The following is a 23,546-nucleotide window of genomic DNA, read 5'->3' on the forward strand; positions in this document are numbered from 1 at the left end:
GTACTTCAAGACTGCGCCTGCGAGACAGGAACTTCAGCGGGTGATATAAGCCGCCACATTTTCTTTGACGGTGGACTACTAGATGTTGGGAGAGAAAGCAATGAAAGCGACAAAGCCCAGCCTGGACTGGCTTAGCGACGTCGGCGTATTCGAGGTGAACCGGCTGAAGGCCCATTCCGACCATGCCTATTACGGCACGTTGGAGGAGGCGGAGCGCCGGGCCCCGATGGCTATGCGTCATACGCTGAACGGTGCATGGAAATTTAATTACGCGGTCAACCCGGCCAGCCGTCTGGCTGATTTTTACAAAGAAGATTACAGCTGCGCAGGGTGGAACGACATTATGGTGCCCGGTCATATTCAGCTGCAGGGATACGGTCAGCCTCAATACGTCAATACGATGTATCCTTGGGACGGGCACGAGGAGCTGCGGCCGCCGGAAGTTTCGCAGGACCATAATCCGGTCGGGAGCTATGTGAAAAGCTTTTATGTGCCGGAGACGATGAAGAACGAACCGGTGTTCATCTCCTTTCAGGGAGTCGAGTCGGCCTTTTACGTATGGCTGAACGGCGAATTTGTCGGTTATGGGGAGGATAGCTTTACCCCGTCCGAATTTGAGCTGACGCCGTATTTGCGTGAAGGAGAGAACCGGCTGGCGGTCGAGGTGTTCCAGCGCAGCACGGGAAGCTGGCTGGAGGATCAGGATTTCTGGCGGTTTTCGGGCATTTTCCGCGAGGTTTATTTGTACACGGTGCCGTCTATCCATGTCTATGACCTGGATGTGCGTGCGGAATTGGACGATTCGTTTACGCAAGGGACGCTGCAAGCGGGTCTGACATTCCGCGAGGCTCCCGAGGCAGGCGCGAAGGCGGTCATGACGCTGTATGACACCGAAGGCAGCAAGGTGGCCGCTGCAACGGCGGATATTGGCGGAAGCGGGACGGTTAAGCTTCAGGCTGAAGTAGAAGGGCCGAAACTGTGGAGCGCCGAGAAGCCTTACTTGTACCGGCTGACGATCGAGCTGCTCGACGGCGCCGGACGTCTCGTGGAGGCGATTCCGCACCGGGCGGGCTTCAGGCGCTTTGAAATGAAAGATAAAATGATGCTTATCAACGGCGAGCGCATCGTCTTCAAGGGCGTTAACCGCCATGAATTCAACTGCCGCAAAGGCCGCGCCATTACGAAGGAAGATATGCTTTGGGATATTAAAACCTTGAAGCAAAACAATTTGAATGCCGTCCGCACGTCCCATTATCCGAACCAAAGCTACTGGTACGAGCTGTGCGACGAATACGGCGTCTATGTCATCGACGAAATGAATCTGGAAACGCACGGCTCATGGCAAAAGATGGGCGCAGTCGAGCCGTCCTGGAACATCCCGCGCAGCAAGCCGGAGTGGCAGTCGATCGTCATGGATCGTGCCGTGTCGATGTACGAGCGTGACAAAAACCATCCGTCCATCCTCATCTGGTCGCTCGGGAACGAATCTTATGTCGGCGATGTGCTTGTGAACGTAGCGCGATATTTCCGGAGCGTGGACAGCGGAAGACTGGTTCATTACGAAGGCGTCTTCTACGACCGCGACTATACCGAGGCGAGCGACATGGAAAGCCGCATGTACGCTAAGCCTGCGGATATCGAGCAGTATTTGGACAACAATCCGGACAAGCCTTATATTAGCTGCGAATATATGCATGCGATGGGCAACTCGCTTGGCGGCATGAGCAAATATACCGACCTGGAACGCAAATATCCGATGTATCAGGGCGGCTTTATTTGGGATTACATCGATCAGGCAATCGTGAAAAAGGACCGCTACGGCAAGGAGTTTCTCGCCTACGGCGGCGATTTTGGCGACCGGCCTACCGATTATGGCTTCTGCACGAACGGTATCGTTTACGCCGACCGCACGCTGTCGCCGAAGATGCAGGAAGTGAAGTTCCTTTACCAGAACATCAAGCTGCTCCCGGACCTTAGCGGCATTACGGTGCGCAACGAAAATTTGTTCGCGGATACGTCCGGCCTAGCTCTGGAATATGTCCTCTTCCGTGAAGGCATTGAAGTTGCACGCGGAACGGCAGACGTATCCGTCGCTCCGCAAAGCGAGGGAGTCGTACCGGTCGAGCTTGCGGAGGAGACGATTCAGGCACCGGGTGAATATGCGCTTCATGCCGCTTTTAAGTTGAAGGAGAGCACGCTTTGGGCGGAGTCAGGTCATGAAGTTGCGTTTGGTCAGCACGTGTTCCGGGTTGCGGCGACTCCTGGGGAAGCAAAAGCTGAGGACGGACGCAAGTTGAAGGTCGTGCACGGCGACGTCAACATCGGCGTGAAGGGACCGGATTTCAGCATCCTGTTCTCCAAGCAGGCGATGAGCCTCATATCGCTTAATTACGCAGGCAGAGAAATGATCGCGGCTCCTCCTGCACCGCTTTTCTGGCGGGCGACAACCGACAATGACCGGGGCTATCACCAAGGCTTCGATGCCGGCGCCTGGTTCGCGGCTAGCCTTACCCGCAAATGCAGCGGCATCGAAGTGACCGAGGCGGAAGACGGGAGCGGCGTGACCGTTGCGTACCGATATCGCTATTCGATCAGCGACAAGCTGGAATCGGGCATCGCCTATACGGTTCGCAAGGACGGCAGCGTGCATGTGAAGGCGGAGTATAACGGCGCCGAAGGGCTGCCGCGCATGCCGATCTTCGCCGTGTCCTTCAAGGTTCCGGCGGATTACGATCGGCTGGAGTGGTACGCGATGGGGCCGGAGGAGAACTATGCGGACCGCGCAAACGGCGCAAGGCTCGGTTTGTTCAGCGGGACAGCAGCCGGCAACGTATCCGGCTACGTTATGCCGCAGGAATCGGGCAATCGTACCGGCGTAAGACGCGTAAGCGTGCTGGACGGCGAAGGACGGGGCATTCGGGTTAGCGCTGCGGAGGAGCCGGTGGAATGCGGCATTTCCCCGTACACGGCGTTTGAGCTCGAGAACGCGCAGCATGTTTACGAGCTCCCTGAAGTGCACTACACCGTCATTACGGTAGCGGGGCGTCAGATGGGTGTCGGCGGTGACGACAGCTGGGGCGCTCCGGTCCATGAGGAGTATACGATCAGAGCCGATCAGGAGATGTCATTTGAGTTTGTCATCGAACGGGTGTAATAGTTGAGGGGCTGTCCCGAAGGGGGCGGCTCCCTTTTTTTTTTTTGCGATGGGGTAGTTCTTATTGCTTATCATCTCTGAGAGCAGATAAAAACCGAAGGCGGTAGTTTAGCGGGTTTTTTACACAAATCGCTGCTTAATTCGACATTATGACCCGGGAAATGACAAAATCATTGCATGACAATTCGGAAAATTTTGACTAATATGGGGGAGAAATGCGAGATTCATCAAGTGCCGTCAAATGAGCATCATTACTATTAGAGAGTCTGGATGGAGGAGTGATGGTAGGTGAGAACGAACAGATGGATGCGGATGGGAGCCGCAGCTTTGTCTTTGACTGTCAGCCTGTCCGTTGTGCCGCTTGCGGCGGCGGCCGGAACGGGTGAAACGGAAGGAAGCGGTATCGTACAGCTGCGCATAATGGAACGTCCGACTTGCACGTCAATATGGTCAATTACGATTATTTTGCGGACAAACCCACTGACGAGTATGGATTCGCTAAGACGGCCACTTTGATCAAAAAAGCGCGGGACGAAGCGGCCAACAGCCTGCTGTTCGATAACGGCGATCTGATCCAGGGCAATCCGCTCGGCGATTACGTCGCAACGGTCGATCCGCTGAAGCAGGGCGAAACCCATCCTGTCTATAAGGCGATGAATTTGCTCGGTTATGACGCGGGCAATCTCGGCAATCATGAATTTAATTACGGACTGCCGTTTCTCGAGACTGCGCTGGAGGGCTCCGATTTTCCTTATGTGAATGCAAATATCTACAAAGCAGACGGCGACGCGGACGAGACGAACGACGAGAACTTGTTCACCCCGTATCTTATCCTGGACAAGGAAATGACAGACGAATCGGGCGCCAAGCATTCTCTTAAGGTGGGCGTGATCGGCTTCGTGCCGCCGCAGATCATGCAGTGGGACAAGGCTCATCTGGAAGGGAAGGTCACGGTGAAGGACATGGTGGAGACGGCCCGCAAATTCATTCCTGAAATGAAGGAGCAGGGAGCGGACTTGATCGTTGCGATCCCGCATTCGGGCTTTGAGGATATTCCGCAAACTCCGCTTATGGAAAACTCCGTCCTCTACTTGAGCAAAGTAGAAGGAATCGACGCGATTATGTTCGGACATGCCCATAAAACGTTTCCGGATCCTTCCTTCGAGGGGAAAACGGGAGTCGATCTGGAGAAAGGTACGATTAACGGGGTTCCATCCGTTGAGCCCGGCTTTTGGGGCAATCAGCTCGGAATTATCGACTTGACGCTTCAGAAGCAGGACGGAGAATGGAAGGTTACCGACTCGGCGGCTACGGTCAAGCCGATCTATGACACAGTGAACAAGGTGCCGCTGGCGGAGGCCGATCAATCGGTCATCGATGCGGTGAAGGAGGATCATGAGCGTACGCTTGAGTACGTTCGGGGGCCGGTCGGCCTGACGACGGCTCCGATTAACAGCTGGTTCGCCCTGATCCAGGACGATTCTTCGATTCAAATCGTGACTAACGCGCAAAAATGGTACGTCGAGAAAAATCTGAAGGGAACCGAATACGAGGGGGTTCCCGTGCTGTCGGCGGGAGCGCCGTTCAAGGCGGGAGGCCGGCAGGGAGCGGGTTATTACACGAATATCAAGGCCGGCGATATCGCGATCAAAAACGTTGCCGATTTGTATTTATACTCCAACACCGTCAATGCGGTGCTTGTTACGGGCGCTGAGCTGGCGGAGTGGCTCGAATGGTCGGCGGGCCAGTTCAATCGAATCGATCCGGCGGGCCAATCGAAGCAGGAGCTGGTCAACTATGATTTTCCTACGTACAATTTTGACGTCATTGACGGCGTAACGTATCAGATCGACGTGACGCAGCCTCCGAAATACAAGCCGGACGGGACGCTCATGAATCAAAACGCCAAGCGGATCGTCAATCTGAGGTTCGGCGGCAAGCCGGTTAAGGCCGACCAGAAATTCGTCGTCGCTACCAACAACTACCGGGCATCCTCCAGCAAATTCGCCAATCCCGACGGCAAACGGATTGTACTGGCTGCTCCCGACGAGAACCGGCAGGTTGTGATCGATTATATCCGGTCTTTCCGGACGATCGACCCGGCCGCCGACGGAAATTGGTCTCTGGCGGCTGTTAACAGCACCGTGAATATAGCGTTTAAGACGTCGCCTGACGCCGTCTCGGCCGATGATGAGAATGACTTGGTTTCTTTTACGGGCAAAACGGCGGACGGTTATGCAGAGTTCAGGCTGGATCTGAGCCCGGAGGCGGACACTCCGCAGCAGCCTGAGAAGCCTGCATCTGCTTCGCCGCAGGCGCCGAAGGATACCGTATACACGGTCAAAGCCGGCGATACGCTGTACGGCATCGCACGGAAGCACGGTACGACCTGGCAGAAGCTCGCGAGCTACAACAAGCTGAGCAATCCGCATCGGATTTACCCGGGGCAAAAGATTAAAATCCCCGCTAAGTAGGCCTATATAAAAAGGCGTTATCCGGGCAGCCGCTGCGGATAGCGCCTTTTTGGTTAAGAATCCCACCATTTCAGTTATAATGGATACTAATGATAGGAAAAGCTTTGCGTCCCGCGGGCCGCAGGCAAAGGAGAACGACATGACCAGAATTCATTCCTTCCCGCCGGTGATCGACGAAAGATCGCGCGTGCTCATTCTGGGGACTGCGCCGAGCGTCAAATCTTTGGAGCAGGGGCAATTTTACGGGAATCCCCAAAATTATATGTGGCGGATCGTCTACCGTCTGTTCGCCTCCTCCGATCCGGACCCGTCCTATAAGGCCAGGCTCGCGTTTTTGAAGGAGAACCGGCTGGCGTTATGGGATGTTATTGAATCCTGCGAGCGGGAAGGCAGCCTTGATGTGAACATCCGGGACGTGATCCCGCAAAATCTCCCGAAGCTGATTGCCGATTATCCCGGGCTCCGCTGCTTTGCCTTTAATGGAAGCAAGTCGTTCGACACGTTCCGGAAGTTTTACGGGGACTACGAAAGCTTTCGCCATTTGGCGCTGCTGAAGCTGCCCTCTTCCAGTCCCATTCCGACGAAGCATATGCGAACGCTTGAGGACCGTGTGGAGGCTTGGAGCGCCATTGTGCCTTATACGGAGAATTAACGGCATTCCGGCGTTGAAATTAAAAGGCTTCCTGTATATAGTAGTTAAATGAGATTAGACTGATTGACAGGAGAACCGCAATGGGTGAAAGCAACAAAGTGAGAATTACGCTGGAGAGCGTCCAGGACGGAAGCTCTTACTCGCATACCTATGAAGGCGAATGGTTCCGCAAGGCGAAATCGGTGTTTATCCGGTACAACGAGCCTGCGGACGCGGAACATCCGAAATCGGGCGACGTTCGCACGCTGCTGAGGTACAGGCCCGGAGAGCTGTCGATCGTGCGGCGCGGCGTCATTGAATCGGAGCAGCTTTTCACGCCGGGGTTACGGCGGACAGGCTTTTACCGCACGCCGATGACGGAATTTACGTTGGAAACGGACACGATACGGCTTGAGCTGCACGCAGATTTTGCGGACGATGGCCTGTCGTCTCAGCTGCCTTTTACATTAGAGTGGGAATACGAGATGCATGTAAGCGATCAAATGTCGGGCCGCTTCCATATACGGCTCCATCTACAGGAGGAACAATTGTCATGAACGCAAATGTATTAGAGAAGATGTACGAACAGGTCAAGGCGGCCATCGCCGATGCGGCCGATGCGGCGGGCCTCGCGGCGCGCGAGGAGCTTCCGGCTTTCGTGCTTGAAGTGCCGAAGGACAAGTCGCACGGCGACTTGGCGACGAATGCCGCCATGCAGCTGACGAAGCTGGCGAAGCGGAATCCGCGCCAGATCGCAGAGGCGATCGTCGCTCATCTGGATACGAAGCAGGCTTCCATCCAGTCGGCCGAAATCGCCGGACCCGGATTTATTAACTTCCGGATGGATAAAAGCTTCTTATACCCTGTCATTGGCGAAGCGCTGAAGCTTGGCAGCGACTACGGCCGCACGGCTGAAGGCGGCGGCAAGCGGGTGCAGGTGGAATTCGTGAGCGCGAACCCGACGGGCAGCCTTCACCTGGGACACGCGCGCGGCGCCGCCGTCGGCGACGCGCTGTGCAATGTGCTGGATTTTGCAGGCTATAACGTTACGCGCGAATATTATATCAACGATGCCGGCAAGCAGGTCGAGAACCTTGCCGTATCGATCGAAGCCCGGTACCGCCAGCAGCTCGGCCAGAATGCGGAAATGCCGGAGGATGGCTACTACGGTGAGGATATCGTCGGATTCGCCAAGCTTCTGGTCGAGCAGGAAGGCGATAAGCTGCTGGAGCTTCCCGATAAGGAACGGTTCGCGTTTTTCCGCCAGTACGGCCTGGAGCGCGAGCTGGACAAGATCAAGCGCGACCTTGCCCGGTTCCGCGTCGGCTTTGACGTCTGGTACAGTGAAACGTCTCTCTACGAAAGCGGCCAGGTAGAGGAAGGGCTTGCGGCGCTGAAGCAGTCGGGTCACGTTTATGAGGAAGAAGGAGCTACCTGGCTTTCGACGATGCCGTTCGGCGACGACAAAAACCGCGTGCTTGTGAAAAACGACGGCTCGTACACCTATTTGACGCCGGATATCGCCTATCACCGCGACAAGTACAACCGCGGCTTCGATCAAATGATCAATATTTGGGGCGCCGACCACCACGGCTACATTCCCCGGGTAAAGGCGGCCATGGAGGCGCTGGGCAACGATCCGAAGAAGCTGACGGTATTGATCGCACAGATGGTCAGCCTGTTCCAGAACGGCGAAAAGATGAAGATGTCCAAGCGGACCGGCAAAGCGGTCACGATGGAGGATTTGATGGACGAGGTTGGCGTGGACGCCATCCGTTATTTCTTCTCGATGCGCAGCATGGACTCGCATCTGGACTTTGATATGGACCTTGCGATTTCTACTTCGAACGAGAATCCGGTTTTCTATGTACAGTACGCGCATGCCCGGATTTGCAGCGTTTTCAGACAGGCGGAGGAGCAGGGGCTGACGCTGAAATCCTCGGATGAGCTCGATCTGAGCAAGCTGACAAGCGAGCACGAATTCGATCTGCTTCGCAAGATCGGCGAGCTTCCGCAGGAGGTTTCCGAGGCTGCTTCCGGCTACGCGCCGCACCGCCTCATCCGCTACGTCTACGAGCTCGCGGCTCAATTCCACAGCTACTACCGGGCCGAGCGTGTCATAACGGAGGATACGGAGCAGTCGCAGGCCCGTCTGGCCCTGCTGGCGGCCGTACGCCTCACGATTGCCAACGTGCTTCGGCTCGTAGGAGTATCGGCGCCTGAGCGGATGTAGCCGCCAAGCTCGGAGCGAGCACAAAAACAAGCCGCGGATTTATGTTTTATCCACGGCTTGCATCATACGCATAACGTCAAGCTCGCCGATTGTCCGGCGGGCTTTGCTGCCTCTCAGGGGCTGTACGGAACGTTTGATAATCGATTTGATTTCGCTTGGCGTTAAATCCGGCTTATGCGCCAGCAGAAGCGCAATGGCGCCGCTGACATGCGAGGTGGCCATCGACGTGCCGCTCATCTCGTTGTATTTGCCCCTTAGCCAGGCGGAGACGATTTTGTCGCCGGGCGCATAGACGTCGATGTAGGTGCCGCGGTTGCTGAAAGGTGCGACGCGGCGCAGCTTGTTCGTTGCGCCTACGGCAATCGTCTGCGGGTAACGGGCCGGATAATCGACCGTGCGCCGTTTTCCGTCGTTGCCCGAGGAGGCTACGATGATGACGCCGGCATTGTGCGCGTTTATGACGGCGCCCAGCAGCGCCTTGCTTCTTGTTTTCATGCCAAAGCTCATATTAATGACGTTGATCCGGTTCCGTATACACCACTCAATGCCTAAAATGATATCCGATACGAAGGCGCTCCCATTGTGATCGAAGGCTTTGACCGGTGAGATCAAAGCGCGGGGGGCGACGCCGATCATGCCTTGCAGCTGGTTGGCCGCCGCAATCGTTCCTGCGATGTGCGTCCCGTGGCCGTTGTCGTCATGAGGCAGCATGCTTCGGTTCAGAAGGTTGATGCCCCGCGACAGCGACTGCTGCAGATCGGGATGGCTGAAATCAACGCCCGTATCGATAACGCCCACCTTTACGCGGTGGCCTGTCGTCGTGCTCCACGCGTAGGGGGCTTTAATTTGGCTGACTCCCCATGGGATGCCTTTTTCGAGTGCGGCAGACGATTTTTGAGTCGGAGCGTGCACGCTTATTTTGCTGTCATTTTCGATCCAGACGCGGCCCGAGAACTGCTCGAGCGTTTCACCGGCCGGCAGCCGGCAAGCGATTCCGCGAATAATGGGCATCTTTCTAATGCTTTGCCCCGGCGAAGACGACGAAGAGACTTCCGGCAAATGCTCCAGGAAGTAACGGTAGTCGTTCACATGCTGAAAGCGGATAATCCGCTTTTCGGTCGCTGTGTCCGTGCAAGCCATCGTATCCTGTAACCTTCGGATAAAAGCGGTGGTATCCAAATTTGGCTTCCCCTCCCGACGGACCATGCTGAAGTATTGTATGTGGGGACGCGTCAGGCTGCATGAGCAACTTGCCTTTTTTCTGATAATTAGGCGACAAACCGTGTCAAAATCCGATAAGACACATAGGATGAATGAAGAGTTCTCCGAGGCTCTTACGTCCAAGGTGCGTTAGCTCGTGTCGCGGTCGGTTGGATACAGTCAAGGCGGAGGGAGTATCCCTTCGCTTTTTGCCGAGTTGTCCAAGCCCTCTCCTTGGGCGCAGCTGCTTGCTTTTTTGAGGAAAATAGGTTTTACTATACTGTGACTAGCGTATACACCATGCAATTTGAAGGAATAAATGAGTACATAATTAGATTGGCAAGAGAGGATGTGTCCATATGAGCGGCAGCAATTTATCATTAAAGCTGGATCCTGAACGCGTAAAGGAAATGCCTATGGTCGATTTGGCGTTTGAGGTGCTGAAAGCGGCTAATACGCCTTACTATTATCGTGATCTCATGATGGAGATTGCTAAAATACGCGGTTTATCCGCAGACGGAATCAACCAGTTCATCGCACAAGTGTACACGGAGATCAACATTGACGGACGCTTCGCCTGCGTCGGCAGCAATATGTGGGGACTGAAGCGGTGGTATCCTGTAGAGCGCTCCGAGGATCCGGTCGGCAACGCGAAACGTACGCGAATCATTAACGATGACGACGATCTGGAAGACGAAGACATGTTCGCGGACGAAGAAGACGATTCGTATGCGGAGTCGGAAGAGGATTACGACGTATTCGACGAAGACCGCGAAGACTTCGAGGAAGCGGAAGAAGAATCCGAGGTTGACGAGGAAGTCGAAATCGACGAAGAGGATTTGGACGGAGAAGAAGTCGACGGGGAGCTTGACGAAGAGGAAGACGAAGATCTCGAGGACGATGAAGAATTTGAAGACGACGAGGACGACGAGAAGTAATCTACCTGAGCTTAGCAACTCCCGGATGGACAAATTTTTCATCACAAAAAATGGCTGTTCCGCCCAAAGGATAGCACAGGCCGTTTTAGCTTGAAATATAAGTATAAGTTTGGGAATAAAACGGACTTCTATTTCTACGCGAAACGAGCTTTTGCCGCCAAAGGACGGCTACAGCCGTTTACGCTTGACAGGTGCATTAAGGCGGAGTAAACTATCTCATGGGCTTAAGATTCGGTTAACAAATATCGCATTAATATAAAAAGTGCCCCGTGGCCACGGGTGTCACTTTTTTTGTTTGTGGGGGATGGATCTGCAGGAAACATTCCCACAAACTGGATGGATGGGCGTGGAGTATCCGCATCCATGTTTATCGAGGAAATGGGCAAACCTAAACACTAACCATAGGAGCTTGGAGGGTATCATCACAGTGACCAAATATATATTTGTAACAGGCGGTGTCGTGTCGTCTCTTGGCAAAGGGATTACGGCGGCCTCTCTCGGACGATTGCTCAAGAACAGAGGCTTGAAGGTAACGATTCAGAAGTTCGACCCTTACATTAACGTGGACCCTGGAACGATGAGTCCTTATCAGCACGGCGAAGTATTCGTAACGGACGACGGGGCGGAAACGGATCTGGATTTAGGTCACTATGAGCGTTTTATCGATATTAACCTGTCGAAGAACAACAATGTGACATCGGGCAAAATTTACTCCAGCGTCATTAACAAAGAGCGCCGCGGCGATTATTTGGGCGGTACCGTTCAAGTTATCCCGCATATTACGAATGAAATTAAGGAACGTGTATTCCGTGCGGGCAAGGAAGCGGGCTCGGACGTCGTAATCACCGAGATCGGCGGTACGGTCGGCGACATCGAGAGCTTGCCGTTCCTGGAAGCGATCCGTCAAATTAAGAGCGACATCGGCCGCGATAACGTCATGTACATCCACGTTACGCTGATTCCTTATATCAAAGCCGCAGGCGAGGTAAAAACGAAGCCGACCCAGCACAGCGTTAAGGAACTGCGCAGCATCGGGATCCAGCCGAACGTGATCGTATGCCGTACCGAATATCCTTTGGCTGAAGACATGAAGCGTAAGATCGGCTTGTTCTGCGATATCGATGCCAACGCGGTTGTCGAATGCCGCGATGCATCGACCTTGTACGAGGTGCCGCTCATGCTTCGCGAGGAAGGCCTTGACGAGCTAGTCGTCAACCACCTTAAGCTTACGGCGGGACAGCCGGACATGCGCGAGTGGGAAGGCTTGGTCGAACGCGTGAAGTCACTGCACAAAACGACCGAGATTGCCATTGTCGGCAAATATGTCGCTCTTCACGACGCATATCTCAGCATCGTGGAATCGCTTGGACATGCCGGCATCGCATTCGAATCGGAAGTGAATATCCGCTGGGTGAACGCGGAAGAGCTGACGGAGCAGAACATTGCGGAGCAGCTTGACGGCGTTCACGGCATTCTGGTGCCGGGAGGCTTTGGCGACCGCGGCATCGAAGGCAAAATTACGGCAATCAAGTATGCCCGCGAGAACAAAATCCCGTTCTTCGGCATTTGCCTCGGCATGCAGGTAGCCGTGATCGAATTTGCGCGCAACGCTGCAGGTTTGAATCAGGCGAACAGCTCGGAGATCAATCCTGCGACGCCGTATCCGGTCATCGACTTGCTGCCGGACCAGAAGGATGTCGAGGATATGGGCGGCACGATGCGCCTTGGCCTTTACCCATGCAAGCTGGTGCCTGAGACGCTTGCGGCCAGAGAGTATGACGACGAGCTCGTATACGAGCGTCACCGCCACCGTTACGAATTTAACAATGAATACCGTGAGGCGATTGAATCGGCCGGTCTTCGCATTTCAGGGACATCGCCGGACGGCCGTCTCGTGGAAATGGTGGAAATTGCCGATCACCCTTGGTTCCTGGCCGTTCAATTCCATCCGGAATTTACCTCCAGACCGAACCGTCCGCAGCCGTTGTTCCGCGGATTTGTACAAGCTGCGCTTACTTATTCCGGCCAGTAAACGACCATTTTTTGACGATTGTACATTCTTTAACAGCATCCGATAAGTTTTTCTCGAGGCGAGAAGGATTATATACCCCGCTGGGCGAATATATTAACGATTATGGAAGAGTTGGCCAAAATTGTTGGTGAAGCTCAGTCACGGGAGGTATATCAGTTGGAGAAGAAGAAAGTGTTGATTGTCGATGATCAGAATGGGATCCGGGTGCTGTTGATGGAAGTGTTCAGCAGTGAAGGCTACAACACGTTTCAAGCGTCTAATGGCAAGCTTGCTTTGGAGATCGTGAAGAACGACGCGCCCGACCTGGTATTGCTGGACATGAAGATTCCCGGCATGGACGGTCTGGAAATTTTGAAGCATGTGAAAGCGATCGACCGCAACATCAAAGTCATCATGATGACCGCATACGGTGAGCTCGATATGATTAAGGAAGCGACGGATCTTGGCGCATTGATGCATTTTACGAAGCCTTTCGACATCGACGAGATGCGGATCGCGGTAAATATGCAGCTGCGCGGAGGCAGCTCGCCGAGCAGGTTCGCCATCGGTTCATAATCAGTACGTTAACGGCATCGTCTCTTTACCGGAGACGGTGTCGTTTTTTTTTTGCAGCCCGGCGATATAAAACAAGCTTTACCTTTTCGAGCCGCGATATGGTATAATGACTCAGAATGACAAGTCGGAACGGGCTTGAATAAGAAAGATAAAACATTTTTTAGGAGGAAAGACAACTATGCCGTTAGTGTCGATGAATGAATTTTTTCCAAAAGCAAAAGCCAACAAATTTGCGGTAGGTCAGTTCAACATGAACAACCTGGAGTTCGCCCAAGCGACTGTTGAAGCCGCTATGGAAGAAAACTCGCCGTTTATTTACGGTGTAAGCGAAGGCGCATTGAAATATATGGGCATTGAATTTACAGTAGCAATGGCTGAAGCCGCTGCTAAGAAATCCGGTCTTCCTATCGCGCTTCACCTTGACCATGGCAGCTCGTTCGAAGTCGCTATGAAGTGTATCCGCGCAGGCTTCTCTTCCGTAATGTTCGATGGTTCCCACTACGGGCTCGAAGAAAACATCGCTCTTACGAAAGAAGTCGTTAAAGCCGCTCGCGCTATGGGCGTATCCGTTGAAGGCGAGCTGGGAACAATCGGCGGCGTTGAGGACGACCTGAGCGTTGACGAAGAGCACGCAACTTTGGCTAAGCCTGAGGAAGCTATCCGTTTCTATGAAGAGACTGGCGTAGACTGCCTGGCTATCGCTGTAGGTACAGCTCACGGCATGTACAAAGGCGAACCGAAGATCCACTACGATATTATCCAAAAAGTAGCCGACGCCATTCCGGTACCGGTTGTATTGCACGGCGGTTCCGGCGTTCCGGACGAAGCGATCCGTTTGTCGATCCAAGCCGGCGTAGGCAAAATCAACGTGAACACTGAGAACCAAGTGGCTTGCACAAACGCAATCCGCGAAGTGCTTAGCGCCAACGGAGAAGTATATGATCCGCGCAAATACTTGACTCCTGCACGCAATGCAATGGTAGCCGTAATCAGAGAAAAAATCCGCTTGTTCGGAAGCAGCAACCAAGCGTAACAAACAGGAACAAGGGACGAGGAACCGCCTGCTACCGGCATCTGACGGCGTAAGCCGGCCTTAAGGCCGGTAACGGCGGTTCTTTCCTTTGTTCTCTTCCAACTAACGGGAGGAACAATAATTAGATGGAGAAATTGATGATACGCGGAGGACGACCGCTGCGCGGAACCGTTCAAATCAGCGGAGCTAAGAACAGTGCAGTTGCGCTGTTGCCGGCAGCTATTTTAGCAGAGTCGGAAGTTATTTTGGACAATTTACCGAAGATCAGCGATGTGGCAGTTTACAGTGAAATCTTGCAAGAGCTTGGCGCAACCGTCATACGTGACGGAGACATGATGCGCATTGATCCATCCAGGCTCGTTTCCAAGCCGATGCCTAACGGCAAGGTCAAATTATTGCGCGCGTCTTATTACTTGATGGGCGCGATGCTCGGAAGATTCGGGGAAGCGACGATAGGTCTGCCTGGCGGCTGCAACTTCGAGCCGCGGCCAATCGATCAGCATATTAAAGGTTTTGAAGCATTAGGCGCAACGGTAACCAATGAACATGGTTCCATACGAATTTCCGCCGATAAGCTGCGCGGGGCGAAAATTTATCTCGACGTTGCCAGCGTCGGGGCGACGATTAACATTATGCTGGCGGCCTCACGGGCCCAAGGGCTTACAATTATTGAAAACGCGGCAAAAGAGCCTGAAATTATAGATGTAGCTACTCTCCTAAATGCCATGGGCGCAAAAATCAAAGGTGCCGGTACCGAGACGATCAGAATTACTGGGGTCGAACGGATGCACGGCTGCCGCCATTCCATTATTCCCGATCGAATCCAAGCCGGTACGTATATGATCGCTGCAGCAGCAACCCGCGGCGATGTCCTGATAGACAACGTGATTCCAAAGCATATGGAAGCAATGACTGCGAAGCTCGAAGAAATGGGCGTAGAAGTCATTGAAATGGACGAGTCCATCCGGATTATCGGCAAACCCCATTATCACCCTATTGACGTGAAGGCACTGGTCTATCCAGGCTTCGCAACGGATTTGCAGTCTCCGATGACGACCCTTCTTACGCAAGCGAAAGGCGTCAGCATTTTGACGGACTATGTGTACGGAACCCGTTTCAAGCACGTGCCGGAGCTGACGAGGATGGGAGCCGATATCCGTGTAGAAGGACGCTCGGCCATTATTGAAGGCGGCAAATTAAACGCAGCCAAGGTACGCGCTGCCGATCTTCGCGCGGGAGCCGCTTTAGTCGTGGCGGCTTTGACGGTTGAAGACGGCATAACCGAAATTACGGGCGTGGAGTATATTGACCGCGGTTATGATAATCTTGTAGACAATTTACGCAGACTGGGCGCCGATGTATGGCGTGAGACGGATCCTTCGGTATAACCCGCATGTCGAGTGGGGCGCTGTGGAATAGACAGCGTCCGATTCGGCAATGCTGTTTAATCAAGCATAAATCTATTAAATCCTAAAGCGTATAATGAAAACTGAATAAAGTGGTGAGGACATGACAGACCTTCAGATCGCGGATCTCGAAGAGATGAAGCTGACCGAGTTGTATAAGCTGGCCAAGCAATATCAGATCGCTTATTACGGTACGCTTAAGAAGAAAGAGCTTATTTTTGCAATACTCCGTGCGCAAGCGGAGAAGAGCGGCCTGATGTTTATGGAAGGCGTGCTGGACATTTTATCGGAAGGCTTCGGATTTTTGCGGCCAATCAATTATTTGCCGAGTAAAGAGGATATTTACATATCCGCTTCGCAAATTCGCCGGTTCGATCTTCGTAACGGTGACCTGGTATCGGGTAAATGCCGTCCTCCGAAAGAAAATGAACGATACTTTGGCTTGCTTCAGGTAAATGCCGTAAACGGCGAAAACCCGGAAACCGCCTCTGAGCGGCTGCACTTTCCTGCGCTAACCCCTCTCTACCCGGAAAAAAAGCTGGTTCTTGAGACCTCGCAATCGAAGCTTTCCACCCGAATTATGGATTTGCTCGCGCCTGTCGGACTTGGACAACGCGGATTGATCGTAGCGCCTCCGAAGACCGGCAAAACACTGCTCCTGAAAGAAATCGCTCACAGTATATCGGAGAACCGTCCCGACATCGAATTGTTCGTTTTGCTCATAGACGAGCGTCCTGAGGAAGTAACGGATATGCAGCGTTCCGTCAAAGGAGAGGTTGTCGCTTCGACATTTGACGAGCTGCCCGAGAATCATATCAAGGTTGCGGAACTCGTGTTAGAGAGAGCGCTCCGTCTTGTCGAGCACAAAAAGGATGTTGTCATTCTGATGGACAGCATAACCAGGCTGGCAAGGGCGTATAACCTGGTCATTCCTCCGTCCGGCCGGACGCTCAGCGGCGGTATCGACCCGGCGGCGTTCCACCGGCCGAAACGGTTTTTCGGCTCCGCCCGCAACGTCGAAGAAGGCGGCAGTCTGACGATTCTCGCTACTGCGCTGATCGAGACGGGCTCGCGTATGGACGATATCATTTATGAAGAATTTAAGGGTACGGGCAATATGGAGCTGCATCTGGACCGCAAGCTTTCGGAGCGCCGTATTTTCCCTGCTCTCGATATGCGCAGATCCGGCACAAGACGCGAGGAAATGCTGTTGACCAAGGAAGAGCTCGATAAGATTTGGGCGATTCGCCGCAACATGAACGATTCGCTTGAATTCGTCGATAATTTTCTGAAGAAGCTGAAGGAAAGCGAGAACAACGAACAGTTCCTGATGTCGCTCGATACTTCCGCGGAAGCGAAGCCGGAGCGGCCCGGCATTAAGAGCGGCACACAGTCATCGACGACAGGCAGGCGTCCTGCGACAAGGACGACGCACGGTTCGTAAGACCGCAGGAAGGAGACTAGCATGAATCTCGTATATGCGGATAAACAAGGAAATGTTTATGATCACCCCGATTTTATCGCTTTGGCAAGAAGCGGCGATATGATCGTCGAAATTATGGAGGAGGAGCTCATTCCTCTTCCGAACGGGGCAACGCTGGTCAGTCTGCCCTCTACGAAGCCGGTCGGCCTTGATCCCGACACCGGCGAAATGCAGGTGCTGCCGGGAGACTTGCAGGCCGTGGGCGCTTTGCTGCCGCAAGGCTTCACGCGTCTGTGCTTGCCGGGTTACGTGAAGGCGGATAAAAATGAGAAGCTTCCATTGTTCGGCTACACAGCAGTCGTATGGAAAGACGGCGGATTTTATGTGACGGCTGAACAATGCGACGACCCGGACAAATGGGATCCGTTGAACTGCGACCGCCAGGAGCTCGGTATTCAGGTTGAGCGTTTGCTTGCCAAGTATCCCGAGAATCGTCTGTACAAGCATCTTTCTAACTGCGCATTGGGCTACGAATGCTTAACCTCGTCCAATACGTTTTTAGGGCGCTGGGAGGGAGCGGTCCCGGTTTCCTATTCCTGCAACGCCGGATGCTTCGGCTGTATTTCCGAGCAGCCGGACGATAGCGGTTTTGTCGCTCCCCAAACGCGCATGAATTTTAAACCGACCGTCGATGAGGTTGTCGAGATTATGCTTGAGCATTTGCGCGAGCCCGACTCCATCATCAGCTTCGGACAAGGCTGCGAGGGGGAGCCGTCCACTCAGGCGAAGATTATTGTGGAAGCGATGAATCGCGTGCGCAGCCAAACCTCGCTCGGGTACATTAACATTAACACGAATGCCGGCCTGACCGATTTTATGCGCGCAATTGTGGATGCGGGTCTGGATCTGATGCGGGTCAGCACGATCAGCGCTATCGACGAGCATTACAACGCATATTACAAGCCGCGCGGCTACACGCTGAAGAACGTGGAGAAATCGCTAAGATACGCGGCGGACAAAGGCGTCTACACCTCGATCAACTATTTGATCTTCCCTGGAGTCACCGACCGCGAGGAGGAGATTGAGGCGATGATTGACTTTGTCAAGCGGACGGATCTGAAGCTGATTCAAATGCGGAATCTCAATATTGATCCGGAAAGCTACTTGTCCATTATTCCGAAGGCGCAGGGCGAAATTTACGGCATGAAGCAAATGCTCGAAATTTTCCGTGAGGAGCTTCCGAATGTCGTCATCGGCTCTTATACGCATGTGCCTCCCGCGGCTTTTTTGAAATATAAGAAAGTATAAATTTTAATCTTATACAATGCTTATATTTCTCCGCGAAACGAGCTTATGCCGCAAAGACGGCGACAGCCGTTTACGCTTGCGCTAATTTAAACAGCCTGATTTTTGGTAAATATCGATAGGAACGCGATTATTCATTGCAACCGCAAAACGGTTCATGCTATAATCCGTTATGTGTGATTTTAACTCTGGGCCCGCATGCGGCTCAGGGCAGAAAGAGGTGAACGTGATGAAACAAGGTATTCATCCGACATACCACGTCATTACAGCAACTTGCGCTTGTGGCAACTCCTTCGAGACTGGTTCGATCAAATCGGCCCTTCGCGTAGAGGTTTGTTCCCAATGCCACCCGTTCTACACGGGTAAGCAGAAGTTCCTGGATGCCGGCGGCCGCGTCGACCGTTTCAAGAAGAAATACGGCATTTAATTTTACAATCGTTCCGCCATTATTTGGCAGAATACAAGAGCCTCCCTCAGCCATCCTATTGGATAGAAGGGAGGTTTTTTGATTGCAAAAACAATCGTTCGAATATAAAGGGAATTGGCGGTCAAAAACCATTTTGGCGCTGCTCGGCTGTATGCTCGCTATTACCGCAGTCGGCTGCGGAAACGGCGAAAACCGCCAAAACCGCGTACAAACCTACGGCCATGACGGATATATGGGCTATTCCAACAGTAATCCCAACCTGCCGGGACGGCATATGTCGCTCACTTATGAGGCGGACGGCAATATGGTGGAGCAGGTGCTTGCTCCGATTGCGGGCATTGAAGACACTCAGGTTATTTTTAACGGCGCCGCAATGCATGTCAATTTGAGGGTAAATGAAAATCTGACCGATGCCCAGGTAAGAACGCTGCGGAATAAAGCGCAAGCCGTCGTCCAGTACAATATGCCGCGCTATATCGTTCACGTGGAAACACATAAATAAGATTCCTTGTATTCCAGAAATGACCCGGTTGCGCTTTGGGACGAGATCGGATATACTTATTTTTGCCGTGCTAGATGGGGAGGTAGCGGTGCCCTGTAACTCGCAATCCGCTGTAGCGAGGTTGAATTCCTGCTTGAGGTTATGCCGATGTAGGGTCTGGCGCTTGCGAGCAGTGTTGACAGTCGGGTCCTCCGCAATGGACGTTTGTGAACCCGGTCAGGTCCGGAAGGAAGCAGCCGTAAGCAAATTAGTTCATGTGCCGGGGGAGTGCCTGACTCGAGCTGTAGTGCAAGAGTGCCGCCTGGGTCGCATATATCGGGAGCAGGTGCACGGTACACTTCGTTTTTGAAATGATAATTAATAGTAACAACGCCTGTGAACGCTGTCCGATTCCATTATCGGCTGCTGAAGCAGGCGTTTTTGCGTGCCGGTCGTTGCCGCCGAATGATACGAAGGGAAAAGAGAGTTTTTCTTGCTACACAGTTGTTGTATAATAGAGAAGTCGGAAAAGAAAGGCAAGCTGAAAGGAAAGGTCCGCGTGTCACATATCGCTTTATATCGAGCCTGGCGTCCCCAGACGTTTCAGGACATGGTCGGACAACAACATATTATACAGACGCTGCAAAATTCAATCCGGGAGAACCGGGTTTCGCATGCTTATTTGTTCAACGGGCCTAGAGGAACGGGTAAAACCACCACCGCCAAAGTGCTGGCGAAAGCGGTTAACTGCAGGCAGGGTCCTGCTGCCGAGCCCTGTAACGAATGTGATGCTTGTATAGGCATTACGGCCGGGCACATTATGGATGTCATTGAGATCGATGCCGCGTCCAACAGGGGGATCGACGAAATCCGCGACATTCGCGATAAAGTGAGATACGCCCCGTCGGAAGTGCGGTACAAGGTTTACATTATAGACGAAGTCCACATGCTTACGTCTGAAGCGTTTAATGCGCTGCTGAAGACGCTGGAGGAGCCGCCCGGGCATGTTATTTTTATTTTGGCAACCACTGAGCCGCATAAGCTTCCGGCTACAATCATTTCTCGATGCCAGCGCTTTGACTTTCGTCAGGTGTCGCTCGAGGAGCAGTGTGAACGGTTGCTGGAAATTTGCCGCTCGGAGAGCATTCAGGCCGATGAGGACGCCATAGCCTATATTGCCCGGTTATCCGAAGGCGGAATGCGCGACGCCATCAGTCTGCTGGAGCAGGTTTCGGCATTCGGGGGCGACCGCATAACTTTGGAGGCGGCGATCGACGTTACCGGCGGAATGGCTGCCGATCAGTTTTACAAGCTGGCCGAAGCGGTCAGGGACCGGAATGTCGCAGCTGTAATGCCGCTTGTCGAAAGCCTGATGCAGGCGGGCAAAAGCGCGGATAAGTGCATGGAGAATCTCATCTATTACTTCCGCGACTTGCTCGTTCTAAAGCTGGCGCCGCAAGGCGGCACTGTGACGGAGCGCGTGGTCGATCCCGAACGGTTTCAAGGGATGGCCGACGCCTTCACCCCGGGCAGGCTGTTTGCGATGATCGATACGCTTAACCGTTATCAGGTGGAGCTCAAGCACGCCTCTCAGCCGCAAACGCTGTTCGAGGTTGCTCTGATGAAGCTGTGTACGCTCAGCGAAGAGCAGGGAGCTTCGGAAGGAGCGGCACCTGCTGCTCAAGCCGCTGCTCCCCCGTCCGCCGAGGTAAGCAGGCTGCGCCAGCAGGTAGAGCTGCTCGAGCGCAAGCTTGAGCAGGCGATTCAGAACGGCCTCGCCGCCGGCTCGGGATCGTCCGACGGCGGGGCTTCCAGGCCGGCGGCTGCCGCAAGTGCCCGTACGCCGACTCGCAGCTCGTTCGGCGGAGGAGGGATTGCCCGTTCCTCTGTTAAGCTGGATCCCTATTTGGCGGCAGCCAAAACCCCGGAATTCAATCAGCTGCGCATGAAATGGAACGATGTGCTGCAAGGCGTGAAGGATGCGAAAATTACCGTACACGCCTGGTTAAAGGACGGAGAACCGGTATCGTCAGCCGATGGAGCTATGTTAATCGCTTTTAAAAACACCATGCACCGCGAAACGACGGAAAAGCCGGCAAACCGCGAGATCATCGAGAAGGTTATGCACGATGTGCTCAGGGAGCCGCTGCGGCTTGTAACGGTGATGATGAAGGATTGGCAGGCTGCGGCGGAAGGGGCTCCCGAGCAGAAGGCGGAGGCGCTGGAGCTGGAGCCGGATCAGGCCGAAGCTACCCAGACGACTGCGCCTCGGCCCGTATGGATAGAAGAGGCCGTGAAGCTGTTTGGCGAAGATTTGGTCGTCATAAAGGATAAAGAATAAATTCTATTGAAGAGGTGACTCATAATGAACAATATGAACCAAATGATGAAGCAAGTGAAAAAGATGCAGGATCAAATGATGAAAGCGCAGGAACAGCTCGAGTCGAAGACGGTGGAAGGAACGGCCGGCGGCGGGGTTGTTACTGTAACGGCAAACGGCCACAAGAAAATTCTTAATATCGCGATTAAACCGGAGGCCGTTGATCCGGATGACGTGGAAATGCTGCAGGACCTGGTGCTAACTGCCGTAAACGATGCTCTTGCGAAGGTGGATGAGCTGGCCAATAAGGACATGGGCAAATTCACGGGCGGTATGAAGATTCCGGGCTTGTTCTAATTGGTGTTTCTGCTTTACTATGGCCAGTGCCGCCTATGGGCGGCACTGGCCGTTTATGCTCATGAAAGGAGCTGTTCCCGGCTTTGTACTACCCCGAACCGATAGCCAAATTAATCGATTCTTTTACTCGCTTGCCCGGTATTGGCCCTAAGACGGCGGCCAGGCTCGCGTTCCATGTGCTGCGAATGAAAGAGGACGATGTCATTGATTTTGCCAAAGCACTCGTAAGCGTTAAACGTAATTTGTTCTACTGCTCGGTATGCTGCAATATTACGGATACCGATCCGTGCAAGATCTGTCAGGATAAGTCAAGGGACCAATCGGTCATTTGCGTCGTGCAGGAATCGAAGGATCTTGTGGCCATCGAGCGAATGAAGGATTACCAAGGGCAATATCATGTCCTGCAAGGCGCGATTTCTCCGATTGAAGGCATCGGACCGGATGAAATCCGTATTGCCGAGCTGCTGAGAAGGCTGGGCGACGAGCAGGTGCAAGAGCTCATTCTGGCAACAAACCCGAATATTGAAGGGGAAGCGACGGCAATGTATTTGTCGCGACTCGTAAAGCCCTTTGGCATTAAAATTACCCGTATCGCGCACGGTCTGCCGGTTGGCGGAGATTTGGAATATGCGGATGAAGTGACCCTCTCCAAGGCTTTGGAAGGCAGACGGGAGCTTATCTGAACCCTGTGGGATTACAATTGCAGCAACGGCCGGTCAAGCCTATTCCTTGATCGGCCTTTTTTTATTGGGAAGAGAAAGCAAAGCTCCTGCGTTCTATTCAGCCGTACAAGCTTATACATATAGTAAAAGGCTGAATATATAAGAACAGCGGGAGGGGAAGCCGTGAGCGGGCAAAAGCTGAGTAAAGCAATCGAAGCGGAGGATACGATGGAACGCCTTCGACAAGAAATCGCCGAAGCGCACCGGGAGTGGGAGAACGCCAATCGTTATTTTAATTATGCCGTGGGCAAGGACCAAATTGATTATGCCATTTATAACATCATTTCTGCAGAAAAAAAATACGAAATGCTATTGCGGGAAGCAAAGCAGCTATCCGGCGACTGGCAAGCTTGGGAAGGGGTGAGGGGATGAAAACGGTGTGGCTTACCATTTTTATAGCTTCTTCTGTATTGTTGGCGGTGGTGATCCTGAAGAACAGACTGTCCTGGAGCTGGCTTCGCGGGTTTTCACTGCACCTGGTGCTAGCCGCTGCTTTATTATATGTTTTAAATTACTCCGAACTATTACCCCCCGATCTGTACATCCCTTTGAATCCCTTTACCATCGGAACGGTAGTTGCGCTAGGCGTGCCCGGAATCGCGTTGATTACGGGCTTGCAATGGATAGTCGTGTAGGGCAAACATTGTTTTTTAACAAATTGTTGACTAGTGAAGTGATTGTATGCTACATTAGATCTCGCGCCAAGGAAAGTGTACAAGCGATTGAAAAAGTTTTTTAAAAAAGTGCTTGCATTAACCTGGGCGAATGTGATATATTATAAAAGTCGCCGCTGACAAACAACGGCTGACACGAAAGAAAAGCTTGTTCTTTGAAAACTGAACAACGAGTGAAACT

Annotated in this window: 19 protein-coding genes, 1 other RNA gene and 1 pseudogene; 20 read left to right on the plus strand and 1 reads right to left on the minus strand. The window is 53.1% G+C overall.

Going from position 1 to position 23,546, the window contains the following annotated elements:
* Positions 1-100 precede the first annotated feature (100 nt).
* The 5 genes and pseudogenes from KP806_RS24980 (at position 101) to argS (ending at position 8,492) form a co-directional block, all read left to right on the plus strand.
* Positions 101-3,154 carry a glycoside hydrolase family 2 TIM barrel-domain containing protein gene (locus KP806_RS24980; RefSeq protein WP_224726477.1) on the plus strand — a complete coding sequence of 1,018 codons (3,054 nt, stop codon included), beginning with the start codon at positions 101-103 and terminating at the stop codon, positions 3,152-3,154.
* A 306-nt stretch (positions 3,155-3,460) separates the two neighbouring features.
* A pseudogene (locus tag KP806_RS24985) lies at positions 3,461-5,628 on the plus strand (bifunctional 2',3'-cyclic-nucleotide 2'-phosphodiesterase/3'-nucleotidase).
* Positions 5,629-5,767: 139 nt separating this feature from the next.
* Positions 5,768-6,280: a DNA-deoxyinosine glycosylase gene (locus tag KP806_RS24990; protein ID WP_224726478.1), complete on the plus strand. Its 513-nt coding sequence runs from the start codon at positions 5,768-5,770 to the stop codon at positions 6,278-6,280.
* 80 nt (positions 6,281-6,360) lie between these two features.
* Positions 6,361-6,816 carry a DUF1934 domain-containing protein gene (locus KP806_RS24995; protein WP_224726479.1) on the plus strand — a complete coding sequence of 152 codons (456 nt, stop codon included), beginning with the start codon at positions 6,361-6,363 and terminating at the stop codon, positions 6,814-6,816.
* The gene (gene argS, locus KP806_RS25000; protein WP_318153799.1) at positions 6,813-8,492 is read left to right on the plus strand and encodes an arginine--tRNA ligase; all 1,680 of its coding nucleotides are present in this window, start codon (positions 6,813-6,815) and stop codon (positions 8,490-8,492) included. Before KP806_RS24995 ends, argS begins: the two co-directional genes overlap by 4 nt.
* A 39-nt stretch (positions 8,493-8,531) precedes the next feature.
* On the opposite strand, the gene KP806_RS25005 is transcribed toward argS, so the two are convergent.
* The gene (locus KP806_RS25005) at positions 8,532-9,671 is read right to left on the minus strand and encodes a S8 family peptidase (protein WP_224726480.1); all 1,140 of its coding nucleotides are present in this window, start codon (positions 9,669-9,671) and stop codon (positions 8,532-8,534) included.
* Between the two features lie 380 nt (positions 9,672-10,051).
* Here KP806_RS25005 and rpoE point away from each other — a divergent pair, with 380 nt between their 5' ends.
* The 15 genes from rpoE to KP806_RS25080 all read left to right on the plus strand — a co-directional run bounded on the left by rpoE (position 10,052) and on the right by KP806_RS25080 (position 23,326).
* Positions 10,052-10,630, plus strand: coding sequence for a DNA-directed RNA polymerase subunit delta (rpoE, locus tag KP806_RS25010; protein ID WP_224726481.1), 579 nt, complete (start codon positions 10,052-10,054; stop codon positions 10,628-10,630).
* A 427-nt stretch (positions 10,631-11,057) separates the two neighbouring features.
* Positions 11,058-12,662: a CTP synthase gene (locus KP806_RS25015; RefSeq protein WP_224726482.1), complete on the plus strand. Its 1,605-nt coding sequence runs from the start codon at positions 11,058-11,060 to the stop codon at positions 12,660-12,662.
* A gap of 156 nt (positions 12,663-12,818) precedes the next feature.
* On the plus strand, positions 12,819-13,217 hold the full coding sequence (locus KP806_RS25020; RefSeq protein WP_318153800.1) for a response regulator: 399 nt from the start codon (positions 12,819-12,821) through the stop codon (positions 13,215-13,217).
* 178 nt (positions 13,218-13,395) lie between these two features.
* Positions 13,396-14,250 (plus strand): class II fructose-1,6-bisphosphate aldolase, encoded by an 855-nt coding sequence (fba, locus tag KP806_RS25025; protein WP_224726484.1) that lies wholly within the window; start codon positions 13,396-13,398, stop codon positions 14,248-14,250.
* Positions 14,251-14,375: 125 nt separating this feature from the next.
* Complete coding sequence (locus tag KP806_RS25030) at positions 14,376-15,638, plus strand: UDP-N-acetylglucosamine 1-carboxyvinyltransferase (RefSeq protein WP_224726485.1); 1,263 nt, start codon at positions 14,376-14,378, stop codon at positions 15,636-15,638.
* Between the two features lie 121 nt (positions 15,639-15,759).
* Positions 15,760-17,100, plus strand: a complete 1,341-nt coding sequence (rho, locus tag KP806_RS25035) for a transcription termination factor Rho (protein ID WP_224726486.1) — start codon at positions 15,760-15,762, stop codon at positions 17,098-17,100.
* Positions 17,101-17,121: 21 nt separating this feature from the next.
* Entirely contained in the window at positions 17,122-18,387 is a 1,266-nt protein-coding gene (locus KP806_RS25040; RefSeq protein ID WP_224726487.1) for a radical SAM protein, read from the plus strand.
* Between the two features lie 226 nt (positions 18,388-18,613).
* Positions 18,614-18,811, plus strand: a complete 198-nt coding sequence (rpmE, locus tag KP806_RS25045) for a 50S ribosomal protein L31 (RefSeq protein ID WP_224726488.1) — start codon at positions 18,614-18,616, stop codon at positions 18,809-18,811.
* Positions 18,812-18,893: 82 nt separating this feature from the next.
* Positions 18,894-19,313: a hypothetical protein gene (locus KP806_RS25050; protein WP_224726489.1), complete on the plus strand. Its 420-nt coding sequence runs from the start codon at positions 18,894-18,896 to the stop codon at positions 19,311-19,313.
* A 65-nt stretch (positions 19,314-19,378) separates the two neighbouring features.
* Positions 19,379-19,646, plus strand: an RNA gene (gene ffs, locus KP806_RS25055) — signal recognition particle sRNA large type.
* A 205-nt stretch (positions 19,647-19,851) separates the two neighbouring features.
* Positions 19,852-21,633 carry a DNA polymerase III subunit gamma/tau gene (gene dnaX, locus KP806_RS25060; protein WP_224726490.1) on the plus strand — a complete coding sequence of 594 codons (1,782 nt, stop codon included), beginning with the start codon at positions 19,852-19,854 and terminating at the stop codon, positions 21,631-21,633.
* Positions 21,634-21,657: 24 nt separating this feature from the next.
* Complete coding sequence (locus KP806_RS25065; RefSeq protein ID WP_224726491.1) at positions 21,658-21,969, plus strand: YbaB/EbfC family nucleoid-associated protein; 312 nt, start codon at positions 21,658-21,660, stop codon at positions 21,967-21,969.
* Between the two features lie 83 nt (positions 21,970-22,052).
* Entirely contained in the window at positions 22,053-22,652 is a 600-nt protein-coding gene (gene recR / locus KP806_RS25070) for a recombination mediator RecR (protein WP_224726492.1), read from the plus strand.
* A gap of 162 nt (positions 22,653-22,814) precedes the next feature.
* Positions 22,815-23,063 (plus strand): DUF2508 family protein, encoded by a 249-nt coding sequence (locus KP806_RS25075; protein ID WP_224726493.1) that lies wholly within the window; start codon positions 22,815-22,817, stop codon positions 23,061-23,063.
* A complete protein-coding gene (locus tag KP806_RS25080; RefSeq protein WP_224726494.1) occupies positions 23,060-23,326 on the plus strand; it encodes a pro-sigmaK processing inhibitor BofA family protein in 267 nt (88 codons plus the stop codon). Before KP806_RS25075 ends, KP806_RS25080 begins: the two co-directional genes overlap by 4 nt.
* The last annotated feature ends 220 nt before the right edge of the window (positions 23,327-23,546 follow it).

The sequence above is a fragment of the Paenibacillus vietnamensis genome (genome assembly GCF_020169515.1).
Taxonomy (GTDB): domain Bacteria; phylum Bacillota; class Bacilli; order Paenibacillales; family Paenibacillaceae; genus Pristimantibacillus; species Pristimantibacillus vietnamensis.

Coding starts and splice junctions, on each gene's coding strand:
- KP806_RS24980 (WP_224726477.1), top strand. CDS start 101: ATGAAAGCGACAAAGCCCAGCCTGGACTGGCTTAGCGACGTCGGCGTA.
- KP806_RS24990 (WP_224726478.1), top strand. CDS start 5,768: ATGACCAGAATTCATTCCTTCCCGCCGGTGATCGACGAAAGATCGCGC.
- KP806_RS24995 (WP_224726479.1), top strand. CDS start 6,361: ATGGGTGAAAGCAACAAAGTGAGAATTACGCTGGAGAGCGTCCAGGAC.
- argS (WP_318153799.1), top strand. CDS start 6,813: ATGAACGCAAATGTATTAGAGAAGATGTACGAACAGGTCAAGGCGGCC.
- rpoE (WP_224726481.1), top strand. CDS start 10,052: ATGAGCGGCAGCAATTTATCATTAAAGCTGGATCCTGAACGCGTAAAG.
- fba (WP_224726484.1), top strand. CDS start 13,396: ATGCCGTTAGTGTCGATGAATGAATTTTTTCCAAAAGCAAAAGCCAAC.
- KP806_RS25030 (WP_224726485.1), top strand. CDS start 14,376: ATGGAGAAATTGATGATACGCGGAGGACGACCGCTGCGCGGAACCGTT.
- rho (WP_224726486.1), top strand. CDS start 15,760: ATGACAGACCTTCAGATCGCGGATCTCGAAGAGATGAAGCTGACCGAG.
- KP806_RS25040 (WP_224726487.1), top strand. CDS start 17,122: ATGAATCTCGTATATGCGGATAAACAAGGAAATGTTTATGATCACCCC.
- rpmE (WP_224726488.1), top strand. CDS start 18,614: ATGAAACAAGGTATTCATCCGACATACCACGTCATTACAGCAACTTGC.
- KP806_RS25065 (WP_224726491.1), top strand. CDS start 21,658: ATGAACAATATGAACCAAATGATGAAGCAAGTGAAAAAGATGCAGGAT.
- KP806_RS25080 (WP_224726494.1), top strand. CDS start 23,060: ATGAAAACGGTGTGGCTTACCATTTTTATAGCTTCTTCTGTATTGTTG.